The following is a 24,172-nucleotide window of genomic DNA, read 5'->3' as shown; positions in this document are numbered from 1 at the left end:
AATGGGAGAGATAACCTTTAGAGAAGCAGTGCGGGAAGATTTAGATCAAATTGTTGGAATGCTCGCTGATGATATGCTCGGAAGCAAACGAGAACGCTACGAATTACCGCTTCCAGACTGTTATGTGCAAGCATTTCAGGCAATTGATGCGGATCCAAACAATGAACTGATTGTCGCATGTAAAGATAGTGAAGTAATAGGTGTTCAACAAATAACCTTTACGCCCCACATTGCACGACAAGGCGGGTGGAGAGCCACGATTGAAGGAGTTCGAACCGCTTCGTCACAGCGTGGAAAAGGGGTTGGCTATCAGCTGATTACATGGGCGATTGAACGAGCCAAAGAACGTAATTGTCAGTTAGTACAATTAACAACCGACAAGGAACGGTCAGATGCTTTTCGTTTTTATCAAAAGCTTGGGTTCACAGCTTCTCATGAAGGGTTAAAGCTCCATTTGTAATTCGCTGTTAATGGTTCTATCCCCATGGTAAGAATTTTTTGATTAAAATGAATTTTTTAGTTTAGTTCAATTGAAACGTGGTATACAGATAGTACAGAGCCGATAGAAATTTTTCTAAGGCTACTGTGAAAGGTAAATACTTAGCTTCATGAAGGGACTGGTTTAGTTTTGGAATACTTAACAGCAACTTCAGCAAACGTATTACCTCACATGAAAAGCAGATATTCTGATCTGACAATTGGCACTCTCGTTATGAACCGATATACGTAGCGAAAGGGCCTCACAAGGGCAAATGAACATGAAATAATTAGGATGATATGAAGGGAAGAACCTGCATCAGTTTTGATGCAGGTTCTTTTTTGTGAGATGCGGCAGGAAACTTTATACAAAATTTTGGCAGAAAGCTGTAGATAAAATTTATAGATATGGTAAACTATTTGAAATTGTGTCGTCATGAAAAAGGGAGGAGGAGTTCTATGGATACACGCGAGCTCTTTTATTACATTTATCAAAAGAGTGTCACAGCAGAAAAACATTATTTACCATGGGCACTTTCTATGCTGGAACATGAACAGGATTCTTTATCTCTTTCTATTTTAGTTTCTCTTCGTCCACCTTATAATCTCTTTGAAATAGAAGATTATTTTCAGCGTACTTTAAAAGAGCTTTCCTTATCGGAACCGAGTGAACAGGAATGTACAGATTACCTGATCTATACTAGGCTTCAAACAATTGTGCAGCATGAAGAGAGGGCGCTAACAGAAGCCGATCACTTATACACCATGTTCATTGAACTCGACTGTCCGAGGGAGTTAGTAGGTTGGCTTGAAATTAGTGATATGATAGATGACTATCAGTACGGAGACAATTATTCTAACATCACGGATGAAATCATACATACAACAATTATGAAAGAAGCTAAAAGCCAGCTGGAACATTACCGAAAAAAAATCTTTAAATGAATGCACTACGAAATTTCTTATAACTTATTTGACACCTAAGGTATAAAAGAGTATACTTATGTTAAACATAGTAATTATGTCGGATAAGTAGGTTATGGTGCTGTGAACAAGACTTCTACTGATAAAGAGGAGATCTAGTCCAAATCGTACAGTCCGACTTTGATGAGATGCTTTTAAGCATCTTTTTTTTTGTGCAAAAAAACAGCCGCAGGGGCTGTTATAGGGCAGTAATTCTTCCTTTGTAAGCATCAATCAACCGCTGGTTATGTTCATCTGAACCTTCCATGTTTCCGCTTAAAAAGACAGGAGGCGTGATGCCGCGGCTGAGCAGTTTTTGAATGGTTCTAGATAGGATATCGTTTAAGATAGCGCCTCCAATTACAGTAGAACCAGAAGCGAAGGAAATGTCTTGCTGATGAAGAAGAACGTCTCCTTTTGGAATATGATTATTAATAACAAGATCCACGACATCATGTAGGTATTTTCCGCTTTTATGTCGCGAAGCCCGGCTCGTGGCATAAGAAGGAGAGGTAAGCCCGATAACAAAGGCGCCTTTTTCTTTTGCAATCAAAGCTACATCAATTGGAACGGGATTTACGCCCGATGTAGAAATGACAATCATGATATCTCCTGGTACGATATCTTCTTTTTCCATAAAGGTGGAGGCATAGTCGTTTTTACGCTCTAGCTGTGAAGAGCGCGAAGCTCCTTTATGAAGCATCAGTTCTTCTACAAAAATAGGATGAATCGGCGCAAGCCCTCCAGAACGGTAAAACACTTCTTCCGTTAAAATATGAGAATGACCGCACCCAAATAAATGAATGAGGTGATGAGAAGCTAATTGCTGTGAGATTTTCTCGGCTGCGGATTCCATTGCCTGCTGTTCATGCGCCTCCACTTTAGCAAGCAGTTTTGTTAGTTCCTGTAGATATAAACTAGACATAAAAAAACTCCTTAGTTAAGATCGTGTCATGTTAATCGTAAACTTATAGCGGTCTGCTCGGTACGAAGATTTCACCACTTCAAGCGGCGTGCCGTCTTGCAAATACGTATTTCTTTGAATTAATAGAACGGGTGAATATGAGCTGATTCCAAGATGCTTCACTTCGGTTTCAGAAGCTAAAATAGATTCTAACGTTTGATTGGCTTCGCCAATTTTCAGCCCGAGCTCTTCTTCAATATAGCGGTAGAGAGAGTCATTAACAATGGATTCTGTTAATCCTTTGACTAAGTTAGCCGATACATACACGCTTTCGAGCGCCATTGGCACGTCGTCAGCTAAACGAATACGCTTGATTTCATAAACAGGTGCATGAAGAGAAATTTGCAGCTGCTCGGCAATTTTTTCTGAAGCCGCAATGATTTCAAAACTTAGCAATTTACTGCTTGGCACCATTCCGCGCGCTTTCATATCTTCTGTAAAACTCGTTAATCCAACGAGCTGCTGCTCAAGTTTTTTTTCAGATACAAAGGTACCACGGCCTTTTTGACGATATAAATAACCGTCGTTTACTAAATTGTTAATTGCTTGGCGAACGGTCATTCTGCTGATTTCAAATCGTTCTGCAAACTCTCGTTCAGAAGGAAGCGAATCATTTGGTTTTAACTCTCCGTTTTCAATTTGTTTTTTTAACTGTTCTTCAATTTGATAATAAATCGGAAGAGGTGAGCTTTTATCAATCACGTGATTTCTCTCCTTTATGTAAACCCCCTCATCTAAAAGAGACGAGGAGGCTATAAATTAAACCATAGTCGATACTTTACTTAAAGCTTCTTGGTCCGCAATAATTGTAACACTGTGATGCTTCTTTAAAATAGAAGCAGGAAATTCTTCTGTGATTTCTCCGTTAAGCAGCTGATACATCGCTTCTGCTTTGGCTTCACCGGAGATAAGTAGTAAAATTTCTTTGCTTTTCATAATCGACTCAATTCCCATTGTAATAGCTTGAGTAGGCACTTCGTCAAGAGAATTAAAGTAGCGCGCATTCGCTTTTCGCGTTGACTCTTCTAATGTCACAATATGAGTAGGAGAGTTGAATGACGTACCAGGTTCGTTAAAGCCAATATGTCCGTTTTGGCCGATTCCAAGAATCTGAAGGTCAATGCCTCCGTGATTTTGAATCATCTCATCGTAGCGGCGGCATTCTTCTTCAGGCGTATCAGCTAGGCCGTTAGGAACGTGTGTGTTGCTTACGTCAATATCAATGTGATTAAATAACGCATCTGCCATATAGTAGTGGTAGCTGTTTGGATCTTGCGGCTTCATTCCGACATATTCATCTAAGTTAAAGGAAGTAACGTGTTTGTAAGACGTACCGTGCTCTTTATGATCTTGAATTAAACGATCATATAATCCTTTCGGCGTGCCTCCCGTTGCAAGTCCCAGATTCATATTTGGCTTTTCATGAAGTTTGCTAATCAGCATATCAGCTGCTTTTGCACTCATTTCACTGTAGTTTTTCACTTGGATGATATTCATTGTTAGTCCTCCTTTTGAAAGCTCAATGTGCCTCGGCAAAATGTCATTTCAACATCTAGGTTTTCATTTAACACCACGATATCCGCATCTTTTCCAATTTTGAGGCTTCCTTTTGTATCGAACAGATTAAGCTGTTTTGCTGGGTTTTCAGCAGTCATTTTTACGATGTCTTCTAATGAGCAGTTCGTAAAGCTCATCGTGTTTTTAATTGCATCGTTCATCTTTAAGATGCTTCCCGCTAATGTTCCATCTGCAAGGGTAGCCGTTGTGTCGTTTACGTGAACAGGCTGTCCTCCTAAATCATACGTACCGTTTTTTAGCCATTTGGCACGAAGAGAATCCGTGATAAGAATCATGCGTTCACTTGTGATTTGATCGTACGCAAGCTTGACCATTTCAGGTCGGCAGTGGATGCCGTCTGTAATCAGCTCTACAAATAATTCATTTCTCAAATAAGCGGCGCCCAATACGCCGGGCTCTCTATGGTGAAGACCGCGCATGCCGTTATATAAGTGCGTAATATGAGAAGCTCCTGCTTCAATAGCTTCACCGACTTGATCATATGTGCTGTCGGAGTGGCCGATAGAAGCGACGACGTTTGTTTCTTTTAAATAAGAAGTAAGCGCTAAGCCGTTTGGCTGCTCCGGAGCTAATGTAACAAGTTTAATATGTCCTCCGGCTGCTTTTTGCCACTCTTGAAATAGTGCCACATTCGGATCTTGAATGTGAGTAGGAGGCTGCGCGCCCGCACGTTTCGGTGAAATAAACGGACCTTCTAAGTGAATACCAACTACTTCAGCATCGGTGCTTGTTTGCTCTTCGATATAAGCGCCCGCGTTGCGAAGTGCTTTTTCAACCGCTTCATTCGACTGCGTCATAGTAGTTGCTAAAAAGCTTGTTGTACCTTCTTTTGGAAGCGTGCGCGCCATTGTTTTTAATGCTTCTGCCGTACCGTCCATAGCGTCCGCATTGTTAACGCCATGAATATGCACGTCAATGGCACCAGGAATAACTTTATAGGAAGGAGAAAGTTCAATTACATGGTCTTTCGTTTGACGTACGTATTGATGGATCTCTCCGATTTCAGTAATTTTCTTGTTCGTTAGTTTAATATACCCGTTTTTTAATGTCTGATTTTCACTATAAACGGTTACATTATAAATAATGATGGATGAATGTGTATCCATACATACACTCCTTTGCTCGTTGTATTGATTTAAGTGTAACGCTTTTTGGAATAGTTGTCTAGACCAGTTAACTCTTTTTTGTGAATTAGAAAGTTTTGTAAGGGCTTTTAACGTTGATATAGAAAGGTTTTTAAAAAGAAAATTGGTATAGACAACTATATATTTTGTGTGCTAGTATGAGTCCATGCAGTAAAACCGCCTTTATTTCAGCTGATGATGTAATCATAGGCCGGGGTGAATGCGGTAACTTGTCATCCGATAAATATTGTTACGAAAATCCTTGCTCGTAACATCGGATTAAATACGTTATACAAAGGGGATAGAAACATGCTGAATTTTTTACAACGTATTGGTAAATCGCTTATGCTGCCAATCGCAGTATTACCTGCTGCGGCATTGCTTCTTCGTTTGGGTCAAAAGGACTTATTAGATATTCCATTTATGGCTCAAGCCGGAGATGCGATTTTTGCGAATTTAGCACTACTGTTTGCACTCGGAATTGCTGTAGGGCTTTCAAAAGATGGAAGCGGCGCAGCAGCACTTGCCGGAGTAGTTGGTTATTTTGTTTTAACAAAAGGGACTGTAGCTATTGATAAAGATATTAACATGGGTGTACTCGGAGGGATTGTCTCAGGGGTAACGGCTGGTTTACTATACAATCGTTTCTCAGCGATTAAGCTCCCAGAGTGGCTCGGCTTCTTTGCAGGAAAGCGGTTTGTACCGATTATTACTTCAGTTGTTATGCTTGCGCTCGCAGGAATCTTTGGTGTTATTTGGCCGCCGATTCAAGATCAAATTAACAACTTAGGAACGTGGATTACAGGAGCAGGAGCGCTTGGTGCAGGTATATACGGATTTTTAAACCGTCTACTAATTCCAATTGGACTGCATCACGTGTTAAACAGCTTAGTATGGTTTGTGTTCGGAGACTATCACGGCGTAACGGGAGATTTGAATCGCTTCTTTAAAGGAGATCCAACGGCAGGAACATTCATGTCTGGATTCTTCCCGGTTATGATGTTTGGTTTACCGGCAGCTGCGCTTGCGATGATTGCAGCAGCTAAAAAAGAAAAGCGCAAACAAGTCAGCGGTATGTTAATTGGACTTGCTGTTACATCTTTTTTAACAGGAATTACGGAACCAATTGAATTTTTATTTATGTTCGTAGCACCGCTATTATACGTTATTCATGCCGTTTTAACAGGAATTTCGATGGCTTTAGCCGTTGCACTTGGTATTCACGCTGGATTTGGATTTTCAGCAGGGGCCATTGATTTCTTCTTAAACTATGGAATTTCACAAAAACCGCTGCTGTTAGCGGGAATTGGAATTGTATATGCAGTCATTTACTTTGTCATTTTCTATACGCTGATCAAAGCATTAAATTTAAAAACACCGGGACGTGAAGATGATGAAGAAGTAGACACATCAAACGAAACGGTTGTGGCAACAGGCGATAAATATGTGGATATGGCGTCTTATTTTATTGAAGATTTAGGCGGAAAAGAAAACTTAACCGTAATTGATAACTGTGCGACTCGTCTTCGCTTACAAGTAGCTGATGCCGGCAACATTAACGAATCTGCCTTAAAGCGTCACGGAGCGAGAGGAATCATGAAGCTCAGCAAAACAAATGTTCAAGTCATTGTCGGAACAGAAGTAGAGTTTGTTGCAGACGCAATGAATCAATTAGTTAAATACGGTACAGCGTCAACCGCTGCACCTGTTGAACAACAGGCTGTTCAAACAGATGCACACACAGAGTTTGTGTTACCGTTTGAAGGCGTTGTAAAGCCGCTTAGTGAAGTGGAAGATCAAGTGTTTTCACAAAAGATGATGGGCGACGGCTTTGCGATTGAACCGATTGAAGGAACGCTCGTATCACCGATTAACGGTGAAGTCATGACCGTGTTCCCAACAAAACATGCGATTGGCTTAAAAACAGCAGAAGGAATTGAAATCCTGATTCACGTTGGATTAGATACCGTGAATTTAAAAGGAGAAGGATTCGAAGCGCTTGTTCAAGAAGGTGACAGCGTTCAACAAGGAACACCGCTTTTACAGGTGGATTTAGAGTATGTTAAAAAGCATGCACCGTCTATTGTGACACCGGTTGTATTTACCAACTTGCCAGCGGATAAAGAAGTGAAGCTGTTAAAAACAGGCTACCAAAAGCAAGGTACAAAAGACGTTATTACATTTTAATAAAAAGGCTGGAACAAACCTGTTCTAGTTAAAAGAAGATCCGAACGATGAAGCGTTCGGATCTTTTTATTGTGATGGTGAACGTAGATTTAATCTATTTAGTTACGTTTCAATCTCTTTTTTCTTTTCTTCATAATTGAGAGAATTTTGTGTTAAAATTTAGTGTGTTTGATACAGCTAGTGTGGAGCGGAGAGGAAGTAGAACAAATGAAAAAAGAAACGGCATTATTCGCAGTAAAGGTGACAGCATGTTTATTATAGGAGCCTTGGTAAATGGATTAGCGATTGTTGTAGGAACATTAATGGGCAAGCTTGCTCACCGCATTCCTGAGAAAGTAAGCGTGACGGTGATGCAAGTGATGGGGTTATCCGTTATCACCCTTGGTTTGCAAATGGGCTTTAAAAGTCATCAGTTTTTAATTGTAATTTTGAGCTTAGCCATTGGAGCGGTTATTGGTGAGTTCATTGATTTAGATGAAAAGCTAAACCTTTTAGGCAATATGATTGAACGAAAATTTCAATCTCAGCAAAACGACAAGCAAACATTTAGTATGTCACAGGGCTTTGTGACAGGAACGTTGATCTTTGTTATTGGAGCGATGGCGATTGTCGGGGCATTAGACAGCGGAATACGCGGTGATCACAGCGTATTGTTTACAAAAGCGGTGATGGATGGATTTATCTCATTATTATTAACGACTACGCTTGGAATAGGCGTCATTTTCTCAGCGGTGCCGGTGTTTCTGTACGAAGGCATCATTGCGCTATTTGCCACGCAAATTAATGCGGTTGTGCCGCAAGATTTAATGAATAGTATCATTGCCGAAGTCACAGGAGTAGGCGGCGTGTTAATTTTAGCAATTGGAATTAATTTATTAGAAATTATTAAAATTAAAGTTGCGAATTTACTGCCTTCGATTTTAATTGCGGTTGTGATTGTAGTTGTACAGCATACATATTTTTTATGAAGAAAAAGCTTGTGGATAGCATTCGCAAGCTTTTTTGTATCTATATGAGCAAAAGTTAAGGGAGTAGCAGGTATAAAGTGATACGTGGATAATGGTATAGAATGAACAGAAAAACAAAAAGGAGGGTAAAAATGCCGAGTCCTGTTTTCAACAAAATGAATACGGTATTTATCCACGTATCCAATTTAAAGTCTTCAGTAAAATGGTACAGCGAGTTATTGAATCAAGAATACAAGATGAGCGAGGTGAGGAACCCCGTTCATAATCTTAAAATTGATGGAGAAACAGGGTTAACACTAGACGCGGGTCCTGAAGGAACAGAAAAACAAATAGCGGTTAGTCTCCATCCAATTTTTAATTTCCATACGGAAGATATTAAAGAAGCGTATGAATTTGTGAAAGAGCTGCACTATACGATTGATTCTCCGATTACTTCTTTTGAGGATTTTTCGTTTTTTACTATAAAAGATCCGGATGGACATGTGGTCATGATTTGTACAGGTTAAGTCGTTAGCGCCAGAAGTTTAAGGTATAGTATACTAATAAGAAAACCCTAACGAGATGAAGTAAGGAGAAATACTGCTTATGAAAGACAATCAACAGATTACAGCTATTATTGCTGCACAAGTGGAGAAGTTAGCACGTCAATTTGGCTATGACTTTTTATCTGAAAAACAAGGGAATCAAACGCTCTGTCAAATTCTTCAGCGAGATGAAGACGGATCTATTTTGGCAACGCCGCTTAGTTTTCATTTACATATGAATGAAGACAAAGGAACGGGAGATATTATTTACTACCACGAACAAGGGGAATTTAAGCGTCAGCAAGTGAATGTATATGAAGAAAATAGCCTTGTGAACGTGTTGTTATTTATCCAAGAGCGATTGAAGGTCAATCGATAAAAACGATTGTACTAACATATGCAAGAAAAAAAGCAGGGAGCTCCCTGCTTTTTTCTATGAATTGATATAGCGCAGTCCTACGCGATTATTAAAAATTTGGTTGTGATTTTTGAAGACAAAAGCACCTGCCGCATGATCAATCACCAGCTCATTGTTGTACACTTCCTCCATGTCATCGTCAACAATAAATTCTAAGTCTTCAACCGTTACAACTTTTTCATAGGGTTGAAGGCTGCGCTTTGAGATGATCTTCATTTCATAAATTGTATTAACAATATCGCAGCTTCCTCGATCAAAAGAAAGCTGAATCATTTGATTTTGTTCCACATTCTGCAACGCTTCTTTTGCAGAAGGAGTGACGCGTATATTCATGATTGTATCCTCCTTTTTCTATCCTCAAATTAAATTGTGTAAAATGTATTTACGAATACTGTATGCGATGTTTACATCATCGGCAAGAAAAAAGCTTTCTTACTATTATTATTTCCCTTTCAAAACGGAACAAAACGCTGATGTTTTTATCATGTTTTCATAAAGACATACATAGATATCACCTGTATGTGATTATAGAAAAAAGAAATCAGCTATAGAAAAACTGTGCTTTGTAATTCTTAGGTGTAAATGCTTAATGATAGGAATATATTGTAAAAATATAAGAAGATAAGTCATTTACCTATTTTAATAGTTATTGAGATAGTTTTGAATAATTGGTTTTATTTTCAATATATTGGGTACTTAAGTAGAGTACTTTGCACACGATATTGCACCGAAAGACATCGGTTTATCGGACTAATTATTGTCTTATTTTGTCGAAGTAGTAGAATTTATGGAAACCATTCCTTATCATGTACAAAGTGACTAACAAAATACATAGGAGGTTCTGGTGTAGATGAGTGAGAAAGATCAAAACAGAACAACAGACGAAACAGCGGCTTCGCTAGAAACAGCGCCCGCTCCCAAAAAAGCGCCGGCTAAATGGATTATCATTTTGGCAGCTTTAATTGTGATTATTGGAGGAGTAATTACATTTGCTACGGTATTTAAAAAATCTCCTAAGCAATTATACTTAATTTCTGAAGTAAATACGTATCAAAAAGCAGCAGATGAATTAGAAACGAAGTACAGTGAAACGATGGCTTATCAGGAAAAAGCGATGAAGCAGCCTTCTACCACAAATGCTACTATCAAAGGCGGCTTTAACATGGATTCACTTTCGTATGATCCAAGCTTTAAAATGATTCAAGATCTTATCAGTAAAGCTGAAATTAAAATTAAAGCGGAACAAGATCCGAAAAAAAGTGAAGCATACGGTTCACTGGCTCTTAATATCGGCGGTTCAAAAGCGCTTGACCTAGAAGGTTTTCAAACGAAAGAAAGAATAGGCTTTAAAGCCCCGATTCTAGCAAATGAATATTTCTATTTAAACTTAGACGAATATGGACAGGTAGCGCGTAAGTTCGATCCTTCTTATTCAGGTCCTGAAACGCTTGATATTAACACAAGCAACGTGAGTTTAGAAGACTTAAAGTTAACGGAAAAAGAAAAAACCTACATTGCAAAAGAGTACGGAACGTTCATTTATGATCAGCTAGACAGCGATTATTTTACAAAAGAAAAAAATGTAGATTATAAAACAAATGGCAAAACGCTTCAGTTAACAAGCGTAACGCTTAACATGTCCGACAAAGAAACAAAACAATTTATGGATAAGCTTATTGCGAAGGTAGCAAAAGATGACAAGCTTCATACCATCTATGCAAATCACGTATCTAAGCTGTTTAAATCTTCGGCAGCAACGAATCCAGAATTGAAAGATATGGCAGATCCAAAAGAATTGAAAAAATCAGTAAAAGAAAGTCTTCAAGACTTCCAAAAAGATGCAAAAGATATCACGTACCCTGGCGGTGTTAAATCAACTGTGTACGTTCAGGACGATGTTGTTGTAGCGCGCGATATGAACATGGGTCTAAAAAATGCTTCTGACGATAAAGGCAAGATTAACGTAGTGACTAAAAATGTTCCGTACGAAGATAACAAAACGGCAAAGCAGTTCAAAACAGTTCTAACGGAGAACAGTACGGATGATGTGTTAACGTTTGATATGAAAAATGACGTAACAACGGAAAGTGAAAAGAGAAAAGAAAATATGTCTATTCACGTGTTAACAAAAGATCCAAAAGATGAAGATACAAATATGACGTTTAAAATGAATTCGGTCATCAATGGTAAAACCGATGCGAAACAAACGGCTGACCGTACTTTCTCATTAGACTTAGGCGATCAAGAAGATCTAGTAATTAATGGGGAAGTAAAGCAAAATCAAGCGATTAGTGCTTCAAAAGGAAAAGCAGATTATTCGTTTGATATTCGTACAAAAATAGGACCAAAAGCAGATCCGGCAAACGTTACGTTAAAAATTGACTCTGCTTCTCAATTAAAAAAATCAGCCGCTATTCCAGAGCTTGACGCATCTAATGCGACAAATGTAAAAGATGTGACGCCTGAAGATATGCTGTCGATTCAAGAAAATTTCGCTAAAAATGTTCAAGGTCTCATGATGAATATGGGAACCGCTGGTTACTAAAAGGTGCAAAGCAGATGAAGATATATTTCTCTTTGACTCTTTTTACATGTAAAGCTCTATTGAAAAATATAAAATCTCTCATACTGCTAATAATGATCCCTGCTCTGTTTTTAATCGGAGCAGGGATCATTATTAGTCAGACCATGCAAGGTGAAGAGAAAGTAAATCGGTTCCCTGTGGCAATTGTGGATAAAGATGATACTGCACAAACGAAGTACGTCATCGAACAGCTGACTGAAGGTAAGCTTCGCAAAATCATGAAGCCTCTTTACACGAATGAACAGAAAGCTAAACAGCTGCTGCAACAAAATAAAGTGGCAGCCATTGTGACGTTGCCAAAAGGTTTTAGTCATGATATTGCTCATGGGAAAAATCAGCCTTTACACGTCATTGGGAATAGCAATAAGCCGCTTCAGTCACAGCTGTTTCGCTACGTGATGGAAAGTGCAGCCGACTACACGTCAGCTGCTCAAAGCGGTATTAATACGGTTGATGCCTTTTTAGAAAAAGAAAATGTTTCCGATGAAAATAGACGCGCAGAATTTAAGAAAAGCTTGGTGACGTTTGGGCTTCACGTGTTAGATCGAGGAAGTTTATTTGATGAACAAATAGAAACGAGTTTCTTTCAGCGGGATATGAAGCAATATTATGTCCTGTCTTTTGCTGCTTTGCTGCTTATGATTTGGAGCTACGGCGGATGGCTGCTTGCTAGTGAAACGCAAACTTCTTCCGTGCTGGCTCGAATGAAAACAAGAGGTGTATCGTTTGTCCACATTTATTTAGCGCAGCTGACGGCTCTGTATGTTCTTTTGCTACCAGTATCTGCCGTTTTGTTTGGAAGCCTCATTAAAGGATTGAAACTTCCTGTAACCGGTACGTACGGAGAGCTTTTTTTAGGGGTAAGCGGAATTTTGTTTGCCTTTTTATGTTTGTTTTTACTGCTGCGGGTTCTTTTTTTATCACAAAAAGCTTATCAACTAACCGGTTTGCTGTTTATTTTGCTGAGTGCGATTTTAAGTGGACATGTTGTGCCGGTCGTCTATTTACCGGACTGGGCGAGTGGTTTTCAGAAATGGTCACTCAATACCCGGGTCTTGGAGCTATTATTTTATGAATTTGATGGATATAACACAAACGAAGCTTTTCTTTACCTTAAGCCTATTCTCATTACGGCAGCGGGAAGTTTTCTTCTTACTGTTGGCTACGTGATGACTTTGCAAAGGCGGTGGAGAAAATGATCAATGAAAAAATAAAGCAGCTGCTGAAGCGCCCTATGCTTGTTATCATGATTTTCTTTTTGCCTTTAATAGGAACGGTTATTAGCAGCTCGTTTTTAGCAAAAGTACAAAGTGATTCAAAAATACCCGTTGCTCTTGTCGATCAAGATCACAGCAAAATGTCTAAACAAGTGATGGATCGACTACAGAAAACAACAGAAATTCAGTTTCTTTCTCTGAACGAAGAACAAGCGAGAAAGCAGCTGGCCAAAAATAAAATTGACAGCATTTTTATGTTTCCTAACGGATTTCAACAAGAAGTAGAAGCGGGGAATTATCAAGGAGTCATTGATTTGCTCACGCTGCCTTCTTCCGTTGTCACAGAAGCGGTTCGAGAAGTCGTGGCGAGTGAAGTGACACGGTTAACGACAAATGTTAAAGCGGCAAATGAAGTGCGTTTTTTATATAAAGTCTATAACATTCATGCAGGACCGGATTTATGGAAAGAAGCGTATCACTATACCGATAACCAGTGGAAGCCAAAGCCGCTGATGACAATTGATTACGAGGGGCAAGGAACGAAGAAGCATACGAAGCAAGAGAGCGTTCAAATGACCGGATACGTGCCGCTATGGGGATTTTTTACGCTTTTACTTTGCTGTATTACATCAGATTGGATGATTAAAGAGCGGAAGCACCTTTTCAAACGAATGGAAACGATGCAAAAAGGACTTTACGGTTATGTTCGAAGCGTCAGCGCCGCTTATGTGGTGCTATACGTGCTTCAAGCTCTCATAAGCTTTGCTCTATTTAAATGGCTGTATGGAATGGAGTCTTACGGCGTGCTGCTGTATATGTGTATCTATGTGATTGTGTGCGTTGCTTTTAGCACGTGGCTTGCAAGTGAAAGTCAGCGAGTTGGATCTTATTATATGATCAGCGTTGTCATGGTCACAGCACTCAGTATAATAGGAGGGAGCTTTTTCCCAGTAGGAGAGCTTTCTGCAACGATTGAAAGAATAAGTCAGTGGCTTCCGCAGCATCTGCTTCTGTATCAGCATGCACTGCCGCTTACGTTCATTTGGAAGGAAATAGCTGTTTCCATTGCATGTATAGGTTTGTGCGCGTTTAAAATAGTGTGGAATGTGAGGAGCATCAAATGATTGAAATTAACAATGTTAGCAAAACATACGGAAAAAAACGGTCGTTAGCAAATGTTACGCTGACCGTAGAAAGTGGAGAAGTCATTGGTCTTTTAGGACCAAACGGCGCTGGTAAGTCGACGCTTCTGTCTATTTTGTCTACCATTACGGCTCCTTCAAGCGGGAATGTCACGATTGGAGGCTTGTCGCTTAAGAAAAATCAAAAAGCGATACGAGAAGTCATTGGCTACGTTCCACAAGACATAGCGCTGTGGGAAGAGCTTACCGTAAAAGAAAACATGAAGATGTGGAGCAAAATGACTTCACGCTCTGTTTCCAATGAACAGCTTCAGTCTCTTTGCTCAGCTGTACAGCTCGAAGGAAGATGGAAGGAAAAAGTGAAAAATTTATCAGGAGGCATGAAGCGAAAGCTGAATATAGCCGTTTCACTTATTCATGAACCGTCCGTATTGTTAATGGACGAGCCGACAGTTGGAATTGATTTGCAGTCCAAGCTCGAGATCATTCGTTATATTAAACAGCTGGCGGCAAAAGGAAAGACGATTATCTATATCACCCATGATTTGAATGAAATCTTAGACGTGTGTCATCGGTTTGCGGTCTTAAAGGAAGGAAAGCTGGAATTTGTCGGCACGATGGACCAAGCGAAGGAAAAGACTGGGGAAGAGGCAGAAGAGAACGTTGTGTATAAGCTGCTGCATGATTAAAGTAATAATAGAAAGAGCCGCTTCATGAAGAAGCGGCTCTTTCTATTATGCTTGTGTAACTTCTTGTTCTGGAGAATGACTTTCAGGCTGCACGCGTTCTTCTTCAGGAAGGGAACGTACTTCTACTTCTTTCATTTGGTGACCGTCCATTTCTTTTGCAATAAACTCGTATCCAAAAAGTTTGAACGATTCGCTTTCTTGGATATCGATATTTTGCATCAGCATCCAGCCGCCAATTGTATCGATATCGTCGTTTTCAATTTCGATATGAAGCACTTCGTTAACTTCTTCAAGCAGTACTTTTGAGTTAAAGACAAAGTGCTGATCGCTGATTTTTTGAACAAGCGGCTTTTCATCTGTATCAAACTCATCTCGAATTTCTCCAACGATTTCTTCTAAAATATCTTCAACGGTAACGATACCAGCCGTACCGCCGTACTCGTCAATCAACACAGCCATATGCGTACGTTTCTTTTGCATCGAGCGCAATAGGTCTTGAATCGCTACAGTTTCAATTACTTGAATAATAGGATTCATATAAAGCTTCACGCTTTGCTTTTTTAACGCATCGTTAATTACGACATCGTTTAGAATCTCTTTGACGTTGACTAAGCCGATAATGTTATCTTTGTCTCCGTCAACGGTAACAGGGTAACGAGTGTAGCGATCCTCTACAGCAAGCTTTAAGAAATCTTCAATGCTGTCGTCTTCAGAAACAGCTGAAATTTCTGTTCTTGGTACCATGATTTCGCGAGCAACACGGTTATCGAATTCGAAAATGTTGTTCACGTACTTATATTCAGACTGGTTAATTTCCCCGCCTTTAAAACTTTCTGATAAAATAATGCGCAGCTCTTCTTCACTGTGCGCAAGCTCATGCTCTGAAGCTGGCTTTAATCCAAACATTCCAGTTAATAAACGGGCAGAACCATTTAGTAACCAAATGAAGGGGAACATAATTTTATAGAATAAAATTAATGGACGAGCAAACAATAACGTAACTGTTTCAGCTTTTTGAATCGCAAATGTTTTTGGCGCTAATTCACCAACAACTACGTGAACAAACGTTACAAGCGCAAATGCGATAATGAATGAAAGGATGTGTGTTAAAGATGCAGCAACACCCAGTTCTTCAAACAGCGGTTCTAAAATCTTCGCAACAGTCGGTTCTCCTAACCAACCTAAACCTAAAGCAGTAATCGTAATACCAAGCTGACACGCAGATAAATACTCATCTAAGTGTGTCGTTACGGTTTTAACCGCATTCGCTCCTTTTTTTCCTTCAGCAACAAGTTGATCTACCCGTGAACTACGAAGCTTCACAATTGCAAACTCTGAAGCAACGAAAAAAGCAGTGAGTACAATTAAAATCGCAAAAATAATTAAGTTAATGGTTATCAATGAATATACTTACTTTATAGTGCTATAAAGTAAGTAAACACCTCCTGTAAATAATAAATTTACGACAGCAGCAGCAGTAAAGAGTGCAAAAGAGTGACGCTTTCTGGTGAAAGCCGAGTCATCATTACTTTTCGATCTTCTTCATTCAGCTTTTCCATAAGCGGTGCAACTTCTTTTAAACTGTCGTTTAGTACGTAAAATTTGGATGCTAATTCGTCTTTGGAGTGGCTATTCTCGGATTGCTCTATAGAAAATAGAGAGGAAATCTCTTCAAGAGAACGGCCTTCGCTTTTTAATTTTTCAATTAAGTAAAGACGTTTCAGCGCTTCTTCGTTATAAAAGCGATAGTTAGAAGCAGAGCGTTCTGCTTTTAACAACCCAATGTTGGTATAATAGTCAACCGTGCGTTTCGTTACATGTGCCATCTCTGCAAGTTCGCCAATTTTGTATGTCGCAACCCCATCAGAATACCACCTCCTTTAACTATGTCAACCATCACGTGATGGTTTTTATCTACGCAACTATTTATCTTTTATCCTATCGTAATTAAGTATACGCGCGTAAGATCAAAAAGTTTCATTTTTTTATTAGCATTCAGTATATCTCAAAATAAGGTAGTTTGACAAAGATTTTATAAAAAAACTCGCTTATATTAAGCGAGTTTTTTAGTAGGATGACGTACGATAATGTGCATGCGTTCATACACATATTGAATACGTTCAGTATATTCTATGAACTCAGGGCTCATTGGAGATAGCTGATCAGCAATTCGGTGCATAATAGAAGCTTCTTCTTTTAACGAATCTAAATTTTGAGTTCGGTCAATTCTTGCTTTAAATGTTAACGAAATCATGTTATTCACCTCGTTGTTATGTTACTTGTTATAAGGAGCTATGTCCGTGATTTTTATCACTCTAGTTGAAGGTGATAACGTAATTATTTGATGTTTGCCGGCATTTTGTGTAGGATGATTAGAAAAGGGTTTTTATGGGAGAATGAAATGAATTTAAAACGAATGCACCACGTAGCCATTATAGGAAGTAATTATGAACGTTCAAAAGCTTTTTATGTAAATGTGTTAGGATGCAAGATTATAGAAGAAACATATAGAAAAGAAAGAGATTCATATAAGCTAGATTTAGAAGTAGCTCCTGGCTATCAAATTGAGTTGTTCTCGTTTCCAAATCCGCCACAGCGTCCTTCAAGGCCTGAAGCGTGTGGATTACGCCATTTAGCTTTTGCGGTTGAAAGCGTCGAGGATTCCAAGCGTGAACTAGAGCAGCAAGGGATTGATGTGGAACCTATTAGGGTAGATGAGCTAACGGGAAAAAAATTCACATTTTTTGCTGATCCGGACGGGTTACCGCTAGAGCTTTATGAAGAGAAAGAGGGGGAATAAGAAGTATGTGCAATTATTTATTTGTATACGGAACGCTTCTTGAAGGAGAAGGTAATCACGGATTGCTGCATCATGCGCGCCCTATTGCCAAGCAGGCAAAAACGAAAGGGAAATTATATGACACAAAGCAAGGCTACCCTATGCTCGATATCGACAGTGAACATGTTGTATACGGAGAAGTGTATGAAGTGACCGATCAGCTTATGTGGAAGGCGCTTGATGAATTAGAAGGATACATTCATGAAGGTCATAAAGACAATGAATATGATAAAGTTGTGCAAACGGTTGAAACGGACCAAGGTGAATTTGAAGCCGTTGTGTATGTAGCAAGAGACCGTTCCCTGCTGCAGGAATTTATCCCGGGCGGAAACTGGCGCGTGTGGAAAGAAGATCTATTAGAAGGTATGCTGTACTTTGCTTACGGTTCATGTATGGATAACGATCGTTTTATTAAGCACGGGGTGGATCAGCATTTCCAAGACTGTCTCGGCAGAGCTGTTTTTAAAGGCTATACGCTTCGATATAATCACGTTATTCACGACGGAGGACGTGCAGACATGGTTGAAGAAGGCGGAGTCGTTGAAGGCAAACTATACCGCGTGCCGCCTGAAGCAATTACGTACCTTTATGGCAGAGAAGGCGTAGATAATAACGGCTATCGTCCTGCTATTATTTCTGTCGAGCATGAAGGTAAGATGGTGGATCATGTTCTTACTTTTTTTGTGTTAAATAAAGAAAAAGAAGTCGCACCTCCGGATCACTATTCGACTGAAATTATTCGAGGAGCAACAGGTGTACTTAGCGAAGAATACGTTCAGAAGCTAATAGAGCAAGTCCATGCGCTAAAAAATAGTGATGTAGTAAATAATTAATATAAAAGAGGCTGGGACAAAAGTAGTTTAGTTGAAGAAAGCTCCGAACAAGTAATCGTTCGGAGCTTTTCATTGTTATGGTGTAACAAGCAGTACAGATCATTGATCACATTTGTTCGTCTCTTGGATTGATTTTGTTATGTTCTCTGTTGCATTAGCTAAAGGAAACAGAGAACTCTGTTTGAAATACACCGTCTTTTGATAAACGGTTGATGCCTAATTTTTCTTTGAAATTTCCGTTGTGATCATGCGTATCCGCAATTCCAAACCAAGGTTCGATGCAAAGAAATGGAGCGATTGTATGATTTTCTGTATCATACTTCGACCAAATACCGACATACGGGAAATCATTAAACTGAACGTTAATTTGATTTTCATTAACCGTTGATTTAATCGTAATTCCGTCAATATGGCTAAAAATTAACGCATCATTTGCAAATAAATCTGCGCTTAGCGGCAGCTGGTGTAAATTTTCTGCAGCCCCTTTTTCATGAATAAGAGCGTCTTTTAACACAAATTCCTTCGGCGTAGTTTCAGAAGGCTCTATTTCTAAAAAGTAATCAGAAATCTGCTCGTTTTCACGTAGCGGAATACGAAAAGCAGGGTGGGCTCCAATCGAAAAATACATATCGCCTTTATCTTCATTCACTACTTTCCACTGAAACGTTAATCGGTTGTTTTCCAGACGATAGCTGATTTCAACTGAACATTCAAACGGATATACGTCTTTAAAGCGGCCATTTGTAGCAAATTTCAGCCGTGCTGTTTCGTTTGTTTGCTGAATCACGCTAAAAGCGGAATCACGTAAAAAACCGTGCTGTGGCAAAGAGTATTCGCGCTGTTCAACGGTATACTGATCATTTTTTAATCGGCCTACAATCGGAAACAATACGGGCGATACTCGTCCCCAATAAGCGGGGTCTCCGCTCCACATAAACTGCAGGTCTTTTTCTTTATGAAATACTTCTACAACTTCCGCTCCTTTTTCTTGAATGCTGACTTTCATTTCGCTGTTTTCTAGTACAATCATTACAACATCTCCCAACTCATTCTTGTACGCTCGAGCAGCCTCAAACGTACTGGCTTTGCCTATATTATACCCTTCTTGGCAAAAAAGGTATTAATTTCCCTATTTTTGTTCAAATTAATATAGAAAAAGGAGGGTTCAAATATGAATCATGCAACATTATTGCTCATTAAATTTGCAGCGGCACTTATTGCGTTTGGTATAGGCCTTGATTTGTTTTTTGATGCAACCATCGGAGACATTATTTCTTTTAGCTTGCTAACAACAGTTGTGACATATCTAGTAGTGGATCGAATTGTACTGCCTCGAGTGGGCAATTGTGATGCCATTATTGTTGAATTTGTTCTAACCTATATGAGCGTATGGATTTTTGGTACATTGTTATTAGACAGCTACGTTCAAATTGCTTGGGGAAGCATCATTTCTGCAGCTATTATTACATTTGCGGAGGTTTTTGTTCACCGGTACTTATTCAACCATATTGAAACTAAACACACAGTGAAGGCACGTCCGGCTTTTAAGCGAAAACTAGCGTATGACACAGAATTTGCAGAAGAACAGAATGTAGAAAATAAGGAAAATCCAAAATAAAAAGAGGCTGGAACAAAAGTATTTTAGCTGAAGTGAAAAACGAACCACTAATCAAAATGTTTGATTAGTGGTTCGTTTTTTTTTATGGTGAACATAGGTTTCATTTGTTTCGTTCTTTCTAGCAGTTGATTGGAGGGCAAGGCGAAGACTCCTGCGGGAAAAGCGGAACAGGTGAGACCCCGCAGGAGCGCAAGCGACGAGGAGGCTCAGCGGCCGCCCGCGGAAAGCGAAGTCTTGCACGGAAATCGACTGCGGTGTCACAAGCGGTTCAGCTCATGTATCCCATTTGTTCGGCTTTAGATTGGATTCATTTCGTTATGTCTCAACCTCTTTTTATGTGTTAATGCATAAAAGTCATTTCCTTTAAAGGCCAGTACTTCATATTGACTTCTCCCATGATCGAAGAAATCGGAGTGAGGCCAAAATGCCTGCCATCTCGGCTAATGCGTCTGTTGTCACCTAGCACTAATACGTACCCATCCGGTATCGTGCCGTCTGGAGACAGTTCATACGTGGAAAAATTTTCAGTGAATCGCTCGTAAGCGGGAACTTTGGATAAATATTTATGAAGATGCGGCTCTTTTTTGACTTTGTTATTTATATAGAGAACATCATCTTTGTATTCGACCGTTTCTCCTGGTAAGCCCACTATACGCTTTACTAGAAAATCACTGCTGTAGGGAGCTTGCAAAACGACGATGTCAAAGCGCTCTAGCTTGCTGTGTTTGTTAATAATAATTCGATTGCCTTCGTGCAAAATAGGCTTCATAGAATCGCCTTTTACAGTATAGGGCTGAAACCAATAGTGCTGAACGACAACAGAAAGCAAAACGGTGCCGAGGATGACGCTTGTGTATGTAAGAATTTCACGCTTTATTTTTTTATTGACCATAATGGATGAACACCTTCTTAACGGTAAGACTGTCAATTTAAGTTTTTCATAGAGATATAACAGTGTTGATTGTACCATTCAGAACTAAAGTTTTCCATATCTATCTGTTTATGCGTGTATTCCAAAAATATGCGTGGTGGAACAAAAAATGAAAAAAGCCATTATTCTGGAGAATAACGGCTTTTCTTTATTATAACTGAGCGCGCTCAGTTCGAGTAGCTGGTTGATTTGGCTCTTCTTCAACAACAGGTTCAACAGGCTTATGCTGCTTGATCTCTTCTTCCAGCTCAGCAATTCGCTTGTTTTTCTGTTTCACTTGTCCTCTTAGTTGAACAATTTTTACAAAGCTCAATGAAGCAGCAACTACTCCTCCAAACACAGCCGTTGTTAAGATAATTAAAATAAGAGGCCATTTTTGTGAACCAAATACATAGTTAAATTGTACCGGATCGTTGTTAATTACAGCTAAAACAGCAATGATAAGAGCAAATATAAGTCCTAAAATAAAAAAGCTCTGTCCTTTCATAAGCTGCACTTCCTTTCTTTTACAACTTTTATAGCAAAACTGCTTACCTTAAGTGTTTGCCATCTTGCTTATAGGTATACGTATCCACATTTAAACAAAATCAAACATTTTCTTGATTATATATATCTTTCTTTTAAAAGACAATATATCGATTGGTGTAGAAACTTTGACATGTCCAAAGACCTGGTAGAGTGGAATTTCTGAGGGGAGGGAGTGGATATAATACTTCATTGTCATAAAAAAAGCACGCGTTCGCCGCGTGCTTTTTTTATGTATAAACTTAAAATGCGTTTAGGGTGTTATCGCTTAACCACTGTTTGCGTTCAGCTGCATCTTCAAATAACTCATCTGCATTTGTAAATTGAGAAGCAATGACATATTCAATTGTTGCAAGAGGAGCTGTTAGCAAACGCCAGTTTAATACAATTGTATTATCTTGAGTCGTAGCGTATTCTTCACCTAACTCGTCCCACTTAACAGATTCAGGAGCATTGTCTGCTGCTTTTTTAACAGATTTCAAAGCTTCTTGGAATTTTTCACCTGCGCGGCCTTGGTACCATTCTGTTAATAGTTGTCCAATACCTTCATTTGTTTGCTGCTCGTTCCAGCTTTCAGGTACTGTAGCAATGAATTTTGCACGGAATGTCATTTCAGCCTTTGCTACATCTCCACGAACGATGTTTAAGCGGTATTGACGTCCTAGGTAAGGGAATTTGTCTCCTTCTTCAAAAGAACCAGTTTTAGCTGCAGAAGCTGCTGCTTTAGGAGCCTCTTTTTTAGCTGTTTCTTTTTTTACTGCTTCTTTTTTTGGAGCAGATGGCTTTTCCTCAGCTGGTTGTGAACCGTTTAGTTGTTTTAAAATCCATGTTGCTTTGCGTGCGATGATTGAACGCACATTGTTTTCATTAAGACCTCTCGGGATAATAACTTTTACCCCTTCTTTGTCACAAATTTGCACCGTGATATCGGTTCTATTTGGAACGACTTCAATTTTGTAGTCAATTGTTTGATTGCCTGTTTGATACGTATACATAAAATTTTTCGTACTCCTTTCTACAAATCTTCATTTTATAAGCAAAGGTAGAGTTTGGTCAAATGAAAGAATAATCAGACAGTTATCAACTGCTGTTGCAGCGCTTTGCAGAATGATATGAATTCCAATATTTAGTGGAAAAGCGCCAATAATAATTGTTTCAATTCTTCTTTAGTTTTTACAAAAAAATATAAAAATATGCCGATACTACTAATATAGATTAGACATTCTATGTCTTTAGATTGTATAGGGGATGAAAAAATGAAAAAAGCTTTTCAAAGTTTACGCATGAAAATGCTATGTATGATTGCAGCCATGGTGGCCATAACATCTACTGTAATTGAAGTAACAAATTATTATCTTATTGTGAAACAAGAGCAAGCAGCTTCGATTACGCTAGTGATTACATTTCTGTTTGTTTCTTTTACAACTACCGTGTTCTATTTTATCATACGTCGCTACATAATTGCGGTTGAAAATTTGTCAAAAACAATGAAAGGGATTTCAAACGGTGATTTATCTGTAGATGTTGTTCCTTTGAAAGGGAAAAATGAGATTAGTACACTCATATCTTCATTTAATGAAATGATGACTCACATGAGAATGTTGCGTCAGAAAATAAGTAAAACAAAGAGCACGGTCAGTCATTCTTCAGAGCAATTGCTTGCAAGCATGGAGGAAACAAAAACAGCTGTGACAGAAGTTACGATGTCTATTCAAGAAATTGCTGCGGGTTCTGATAAGCAGTTGCTAAGTGTGGTTGAAACCGAGCAAGCTATGGTGGATATGGCAAAGCTGCTTCAGAAAATGACTAATCATTCTTCAAAGGTACAAAAATCGATGAACAGAGCCTCTGAACATGCTTCTACCGGAAATGTTGCGGTGAAAGAGGTGACGAATCAAATGAATAAAATCTATGAATCTGTTAAGATATCGACCAGTGAAGTGAAGGGGCTCGAAGATCGTTCTACAGAGATTGGACGAATTATTGACACGATTACAAGAATTGCTGAACAAACAAATCTTCTTGCACTTAATGCTGCTATTGAAGCTGCAAGGGCTGGAGAACATGGAAAAGGTTTTGCTGTAGTAGCAGGGGAAGTACGTAAGCTAGCGGAAGAATCTAAAACGTCCGCTATACAAATCAGTCATCTGTTAAAAGAAATTGAAGCGCAGGCAAAGCAGGCTTATCAAAACATGGAAGTGAATACGGAAGAAGTTACGCTCGGTATTTCCACTGTCGAAGATGTAACTGAACAGTTTTCCATAATCATGGAAGATGTCTTTGCTGCTCAAGAACAAATGAACAAAATGACAAAGGCAACAGGAGAGATTGATGGGTATTCATTCAAAGTAATGGAGTCTGTCATGGCCCTTTCGGAGGTAGCTAAACAAGCAGCTGCTTATGCTGAAGAAGTAGCTGCGGCTTCACAAGAGGAATTAGCATCTATAGAAGAACTTGTGCTGTTGGCAGCTAACTTAAAAGCTACGGTGAGCGAGTCCTAACATTTGTCTTGATATGTAACAAATACGCGCAGAAAACTGCGCGTATTTGTTTTATTTATACTTTTTATAGAAAACAATAAATAGAATTGA

General features: G+C 39.1%; 27 protein-coding genes. 15 read left to right on the top strand and 12 right to left on the bottom strand.

Annotation, left to right across the window (positions count from 1 at the left end; genetic code table 11):
- Position 1 precedes the first annotated feature (1 nt).
- On the top strand, positions 2-460 hold the full coding sequence (locus ACO1DI_RS25005; RefSeq protein ID WP_423145687.1) for a GNAT family N-acetyltransferase: 459 nt from the start codon (positions 2-4) through the stop codon (positions 458-460).
- A gap of 476 nt (positions 461-936) precedes the next feature.
- Positions 937-1,422: a hypothetical protein gene (locus ACO1DI_RS25000; RefSeq protein WP_182420779.1), complete on the top strand. Its 486-nt coding sequence runs from the start codon at positions 937-939 to the stop codon at positions 1,420-1,422.
- A 217-nt stretch (positions 1,423-1,639) separates the two neighbouring features.
- Here ACO1DI_RS25000 and ACO1DI_RS24995 read toward each other — a convergent pair whose 3' ends face one another.
- The 4 genes from ACO1DI_RS24995 to nagA are packed head-to-tail and all read right to left on the bottom strand — an operon-like array spanning position 1,640 to position 5,088.
- Positions 1,640-2,365 (bottom strand): SIS domain-containing protein, encoded by a 726-nt coding sequence (locus tag ACO1DI_RS24995; RefSeq protein WP_014461150.1) that lies wholly within the window; start codon positions 2,363-2,365, stop codon positions 1,640-1,642.
- Positions 2,366-2,380: 15 nt separating this feature from the next.
- Complete coding sequence (locus ACO1DI_RS24990; RefSeq protein WP_013055880.1) at positions 2,381-3,106, bottom strand: GntR family transcriptional regulator; 726 nt, start codon at positions 3,104-3,106, stop codon at positions 2,381-2,383.
- A 57-nt stretch (positions 3,107-3,163) separates the two neighbouring features.
- Positions 3,164-3,901, bottom strand: coding sequence for a glucosamine-6-phosphate deaminase (gene nagB, locus ACO1DI_RS24985; RefSeq protein WP_140450280.1), 738 nt, complete (start codon positions 3,899-3,901; stop codon positions 3,164-3,166).
- A 2-nt stretch (positions 3,902-3,903) separates the two neighbouring features.
- Complete coding sequence (gene nagA, locus ACO1DI_RS24980) at positions 3,904-5,088, bottom strand: N-acetylglucosamine-6-phosphate deacetylase (RefSeq protein WP_423145686.1); 1,185 nt, start codon at positions 5,086-5,088, stop codon at positions 3,904-3,906.
- Positions 5,089-5,415: 327 nt separating this feature from the next.
- On the opposite strand from nagA, the gene nagE reads away from it, so the two are divergent.
- From nagE to ACO1DI_RS24960, 4 genes are all read left to right on the top strand, one after another.
- Positions 5,416-7,293: an N-acetylglucosamine-specific PTS transporter subunit IIBC gene (gene nagE / locus ACO1DI_RS24975; RefSeq protein WP_115653303.1), complete on the top strand. Its 1,878-nt coding sequence runs from the start codon at positions 5,416-5,418 to the stop codon at positions 7,291-7,293.
- A gap of 248 nt (positions 7,294-7,541) precedes the next feature.
- Positions 7,542-8,261: a DUF554 domain-containing protein gene (locus ACO1DI_RS24970; protein ID WP_033579488.1), complete on the top strand. Its 720-nt coding sequence runs from the start codon at positions 7,542-7,544 to the stop codon at positions 8,259-8,261.
- Positions 8,262-8,392: 131 nt separating this feature from the next.
- Complete coding sequence (locus ACO1DI_RS24965) at positions 8,393-8,767, top strand: VOC family protein (RefSeq protein WP_226555877.1); 375 nt, start codon at positions 8,393-8,395, stop codon at positions 8,765-8,767.
- A gap of 79 nt (positions 8,768-8,846) precedes the next feature.
- Positions 8,847-9,164: a hypothetical protein gene (locus ACO1DI_RS24960; protein ID WP_140450283.1), complete on the top strand. Its 318-nt coding sequence runs from the start codon at positions 8,847-8,849 to the stop codon at positions 9,162-9,164.
- Positions 9,165-9,218: 54 nt separating this feature from the next.
- Here the strand turns inward: ACO1DI_RS24960 and ACO1DI_RS24955 are convergent, their stop codons facing one another.
- The gene (locus tag ACO1DI_RS24955; protein WP_423145685.1) at positions 9,219-9,536 is read right to left on the bottom strand and encodes an iron-sulfur cluster biosynthesis family protein; all 318 of its coding nucleotides are present in this window, start codon (positions 9,534-9,536) and stop codon (positions 9,219-9,221) included.
- A 517-nt stretch (positions 9,537-10,053) separates the two neighbouring features.
- On the opposite strand from ACO1DI_RS24955, the gene ACO1DI_RS24950 reads away from it, so the two are divergent.
- The 4 genes from ACO1DI_RS24950 to ACO1DI_RS24935 are packed head-to-tail and all read left to right on the top strand — an operon-like array spanning position 10,054 to position 14,835.
- On the top strand, positions 10,054-11,748 hold the full coding sequence (locus ACO1DI_RS24950) for a DUF6583 family protein (protein WP_014461141.1): 1,695 nt from the start codon (positions 10,054-10,056) through the stop codon (positions 11,746-11,748).
- A 14-nt stretch (positions 11,749-11,762) separates the two neighbouring features.
- Complete coding sequence (locus ACO1DI_RS24945; protein WP_423145684.1) at positions 11,763-12,986, top strand: ABC transporter permease; 1,224 nt, start codon at positions 11,763-11,765, stop codon at positions 12,984-12,986.
- Positions 12,983-14,128, top strand: coding sequence for an ABC transporter permease (locus tag ACO1DI_RS24940; RefSeq protein WP_423145683.1), 1,146 nt, complete (start codon positions 12,983-12,985; stop codon positions 14,126-14,128). The genes ACO1DI_RS24945 and ACO1DI_RS24940 overlap by 4 nt, the downstream gene beginning before the upstream one ends.
- A complete protein-coding gene (locus ACO1DI_RS24935; RefSeq protein ID WP_014461138.1) occupies positions 14,125-14,835 on the top strand; it encodes an ABC transporter ATP-binding protein in 711 nt (236 codons plus the stop codon). The genes ACO1DI_RS24940 and ACO1DI_RS24935 overlap by 4 nt, the downstream gene beginning before the upstream one ends.
- Positions 14,836-14,880: 45 nt before the next feature.
- Here ACO1DI_RS24935 and ACO1DI_RS24930 read toward each other — a convergent pair whose 3' ends face one another.
- From ACO1DI_RS24930 to ACO1DI_RS24920, 3 genes are all read right to left on the bottom strand, one after another.
- Positions 14,881-16,236: a hemolysin family protein gene (locus tag ACO1DI_RS24930; RefSeq protein WP_014461137.1), complete on the bottom strand. Its 1,356-nt coding sequence runs from the start codon at positions 16,234-16,236 to the stop codon at positions 14,881-14,883.
- 59 nt (positions 16,237-16,295) lie between these two features.
- On the bottom strand, positions 16,296-16,661 hold the full coding sequence (locus tag ACO1DI_RS24925) for a MerR family transcriptional regulator (RefSeq protein ID WP_014461136.1): 366 nt from the start codon (positions 16,659-16,661) through the stop codon (positions 16,296-16,298).
- 227 nt (positions 16,662-16,888) lie between these two features.
- Positions 16,889-17,089, bottom strand: a complete 201-nt coding sequence (locus ACO1DI_RS24920) for a hypothetical protein (RefSeq protein WP_014461135.1) — start codon at positions 17,087-17,089, stop codon at positions 16,889-16,891.
- 147 nt (positions 17,090-17,236) lie between these two features.
- Between ACO1DI_RS24920 and ACO1DI_RS24915 the strand changes: the two genes are divergently transcribed.
- Both ACO1DI_RS24915 and ACO1DI_RS24910 read left to right on the top strand, forming a co-directional pair.
- Positions 17,237-17,635, top strand: coding sequence for a VOC family protein (locus ACO1DI_RS24915; RefSeq protein WP_014461134.1), 399 nt, complete (start codon positions 17,237-17,239; stop codon positions 17,633-17,635).
- A gap of 5 nt (positions 17,636-17,640) precedes the next feature.
- Positions 17,641-18,507 carry a gamma-glutamylcyclotransferase gene (locus tag ACO1DI_RS24910; protein WP_014461133.1) on the top strand — a complete coding sequence of 289 codons (867 nt, stop codon included), beginning with the start codon at positions 17,641-17,643 and terminating at the stop codon, positions 18,505-18,507.
- A gap of 154 nt (positions 18,508-18,661) precedes the next feature.
- Here the strand turns inward: ACO1DI_RS24910 and ACO1DI_RS24905 are convergent, their stop codons facing one another.
- Positions 18,662-19,537 carry an aldose 1-epimerase family protein gene (locus ACO1DI_RS24905; protein WP_423145682.1) on the bottom strand — a complete coding sequence of 292 codons (876 nt, stop codon included), beginning with the start codon at positions 19,535-19,537 and terminating at the stop codon, positions 18,662-18,664.
- 141 nt (positions 19,538-19,678) lie between these two features.
- On the opposite strand from ACO1DI_RS24905, the gene ACO1DI_RS24900 reads away from it, so the two are divergent.
- Positions 19,679-20,125, top strand: coding sequence for a YndM family protein (locus tag ACO1DI_RS24900; protein ID WP_423145681.1), 447 nt, complete (start codon positions 19,679-19,681; stop codon positions 20,123-20,125).
- Positions 20,126-20,250: 125 nt separating this feature from the next.
- The gene (locus tag ACO1DI_RS24895; protein ID WP_014461130.1) at positions 20,251-20,469 is read left to right on the top strand and encodes a hypothetical protein; all 219 of its coding nucleotides are present in this window, start codon (positions 20,251-20,253) and stop codon (positions 20,467-20,469) included.
- Here ACO1DI_RS24895 and lepB read toward each other — a convergent pair.
- The 3 genes from lepB to ACO1DI_RS24880 all read right to left on the bottom strand — a co-directional run bounded on the left by lepB (position 20,466) and on the right by ACO1DI_RS24880 (position 22,576).
- The gene (lepB, locus tag ACO1DI_RS24890; RefSeq protein WP_013055900.1) at positions 20,466-21,017 is read right to left on the bottom strand and encodes a signal peptidase I; all 552 of its coding nucleotides are present in this window, start codon (positions 21,015-21,017) and stop codon (positions 20,466-20,468) included. The two genes, ACO1DI_RS24895 and lepB, sit on opposite strands and share 4 nt — an antisense overlap.
- Positions 21,018-21,207: 190 nt before the next feature.
- Complete coding sequence (locus ACO1DI_RS24885; RefSeq protein WP_014461129.1) at positions 21,208-21,543, bottom strand: LapA family protein; 336 nt, start codon at positions 21,541-21,543, stop codon at positions 21,208-21,210.
- Between the two features lie 280 nt (positions 21,544-21,823).
- Entirely contained in the window at positions 21,824-22,576 is a 753-nt protein-coding gene (locus ACO1DI_RS24880; RefSeq protein ID WP_014461128.1) for a M48 family metallopeptidase, read from the bottom strand.
- A 261-nt stretch (positions 22,577-22,837) separates the two neighbouring features.
- Here ACO1DI_RS24880 and ACO1DI_RS24875 point away from each other — a divergent pair, with 261 nt between their 5' ends.
- The gene (locus ACO1DI_RS24875; protein WP_014461127.1) at positions 22,838-24,082 is read left to right on the top strand and encodes a methyl-accepting chemotaxis protein; all 1,245 of its coding nucleotides are present in this window, start codon (positions 22,838-22,840) and stop codon (positions 24,080-24,082) included.
- The last annotated feature ends 90 nt before the right edge of the window (positions 24,083-24,172 follow it).

The sequence above is a fragment of the Priestia sp. 40 genome (assembly GCF_049368575.1).
Classification (GTDB): domain Bacteria; phylum Bacillota; class Bacilli; order Bacillales; family Bacillaceae_H; genus Priestia; species Priestia zanthoxyli.
This window is presented reverse-complemented; position numbering and strand designations above follow the sequence as displayed.

What these genes read in the sequence shown, in the direction of transcription:
- nagA (WP_423145686.1), bottom strand. Translation starts at nt 5,088, where the DNA reads ATGGATACACATTCATCCATCATTATTTATAATGTAACCGTTTATAGT.
- ACO1DI_RS24935 (WP_014461138.1), top strand. Translation starts at nt 14,125, where the DNA reads ATGATTGAAATTAACAATGTTAGCAAAACATACGGAAAAAAACGGTCG.
- nagB (WP_140450280.1), bottom strand. Translation starts at nt 3,901, where the DNA reads ATGAATATCATCCAAGTGAAAAACTACAGTGAAATGAGTGCAAAAGCA.
- ACO1DI_RS24945 (WP_423145684.1), top strand. Translation starts at nt 11,763, where the DNA reads ATGAAGATATATTTCTCTTTGACTCTTTTTACATGTAAAGCTCTATTG.
- ACO1DI_RS24910 (WP_014461133.1), top strand. Translation starts at nt 17,641, where the DNA reads ATGTGCAATTATTTATTTGTATACGGAACGCTTCTTGAAGGAGAAGGT.
- ACO1DI_RS24920 (WP_014461135.1), bottom strand. Translation starts at nt 17,089, where the DNA reads ATGATTTCGTTAACATTTAAAGCAAGAATTGACCGAACTCAAAATTTA.
- ACO1DI_RS24885 (WP_014461129.1), bottom strand. Translation starts at nt 21,543, where the DNA reads ATGAAAGGACAGAGCTTTTTTATTTTAGGACTTATATTTGCTCTTATC.
- ACO1DI_RS24875 (WP_014461127.1), top strand. Translation starts at nt 22,838, where the DNA reads ATGAAAAAAGCTTTTCAAAGTTTACGCATGAAAATGCTATGTATGATT.
- ACO1DI_RS25000 (WP_182420779.1), top strand. Translation starts at nt 937, where the DNA reads ATGGATACACGCGAGCTCTTTTATTACATTTATCAAAAGAGTGTCACA.
- ACO1DI_RS24960 (WP_140450283.1), top strand. Translation starts at nt 8,847, where the DNA reads ATGAAAGACAATCAACAGATTACAGCTATTATTGCTGCACAAGTGGAG.
- ACO1DI_RS24900 (WP_423145681.1), top strand. Translation starts at nt 19,679, where the DNA reads ATGAATCATGCAACATTATTGCTCATTAAATTTGCAGCGGCACTTATT.
- ACO1DI_RS24970 (WP_033579488.1), top strand. Translation starts at nt 7,542, where the DNA reads ATGTTTATTATAGGAGCCTTGGTAAATGGATTAGCGATTGTTGTAGGA.
- ACO1DI_RS24995 (WP_014461150.1), bottom strand. Translation starts at nt 2,365, where the DNA reads ATGTCTAGTTTATATCTACAGGAACTAACAAAACTGCTTGCTAAAGTG.
- ACO1DI_RS24955 (WP_423145685.1), bottom strand. Translation starts at nt 9,536, where the DNA reads ATGAATATACGCGTCACTCCTTCTGCAAAAGAAGCGTTGCAGAATGTG.
- ACO1DI_RS24925 (WP_014461136.1), bottom strand. Translation starts at nt 16,661, where the DNA reads ATGGCACATGTAACGAAACGCACGGTTGACTATTATACCAACATTGGG.
- ACO1DI_RS24940 (WP_423145683.1), top strand. Translation starts at nt 12,983, where the DNA reads ATGATCAATGAAAAAATAAAGCAGCTGCTGAAGCGCCCTATGCTTGTT.
- ACO1DI_RS24965 (WP_226555877.1), top strand. Translation starts at nt 8,393, where the DNA reads ATGCCGAGTCCTGTTTTCAACAAAATGAATACGGTATTTATCCACGTA.
- ACO1DI_RS24880 (WP_014461128.1), bottom strand. Translation starts at nt 22,576, where the DNA reads ATGTATACGTATCAAACAGGCAATCAAACAATTGACTACAAAATTGAA.
- lepB (WP_013055900.1), bottom strand. Translation starts at nt 21,017, where the DNA reads ATGGTCAATAAAAAAATAAAGCGTGAAATTCTTACATACACAAGCGTC.
- ACO1DI_RS25005 (WP_423145687.1), top strand. Translation starts at nt 2, where the DNA reads ATGGGAGAGATAACCTTTAGAGAAGCAGTGCGGGAAGATTTAGATCAA.
- ACO1DI_RS24950 (WP_014461141.1), top strand. Translation starts at nt 10,054, where the DNA reads ATGAGTGAGAAAGATCAAAACAGAACAACAGACGAAACAGCGGCTTCG.
- ACO1DI_RS24905 (WP_423145682.1), bottom strand. Translation starts at nt 19,537, where the DNA reads ATGATTGTACTAGAAAACAGCGAAATGAAAGTCAGCATTCAAGAAAAA.
- ACO1DI_RS24915 (WP_014461134.1), top strand. Translation starts at nt 17,237, where the DNA reads ATGAATTTAAAACGAATGCACCACGTAGCCATTATAGGAAGTAATTAT.
- nagE (WP_115653303.1), top strand. Translation starts at nt 5,416, where the DNA reads ATGCTGAATTTTTTACAACGTATTGGTAAATCGCTTATGCTGCCAATC.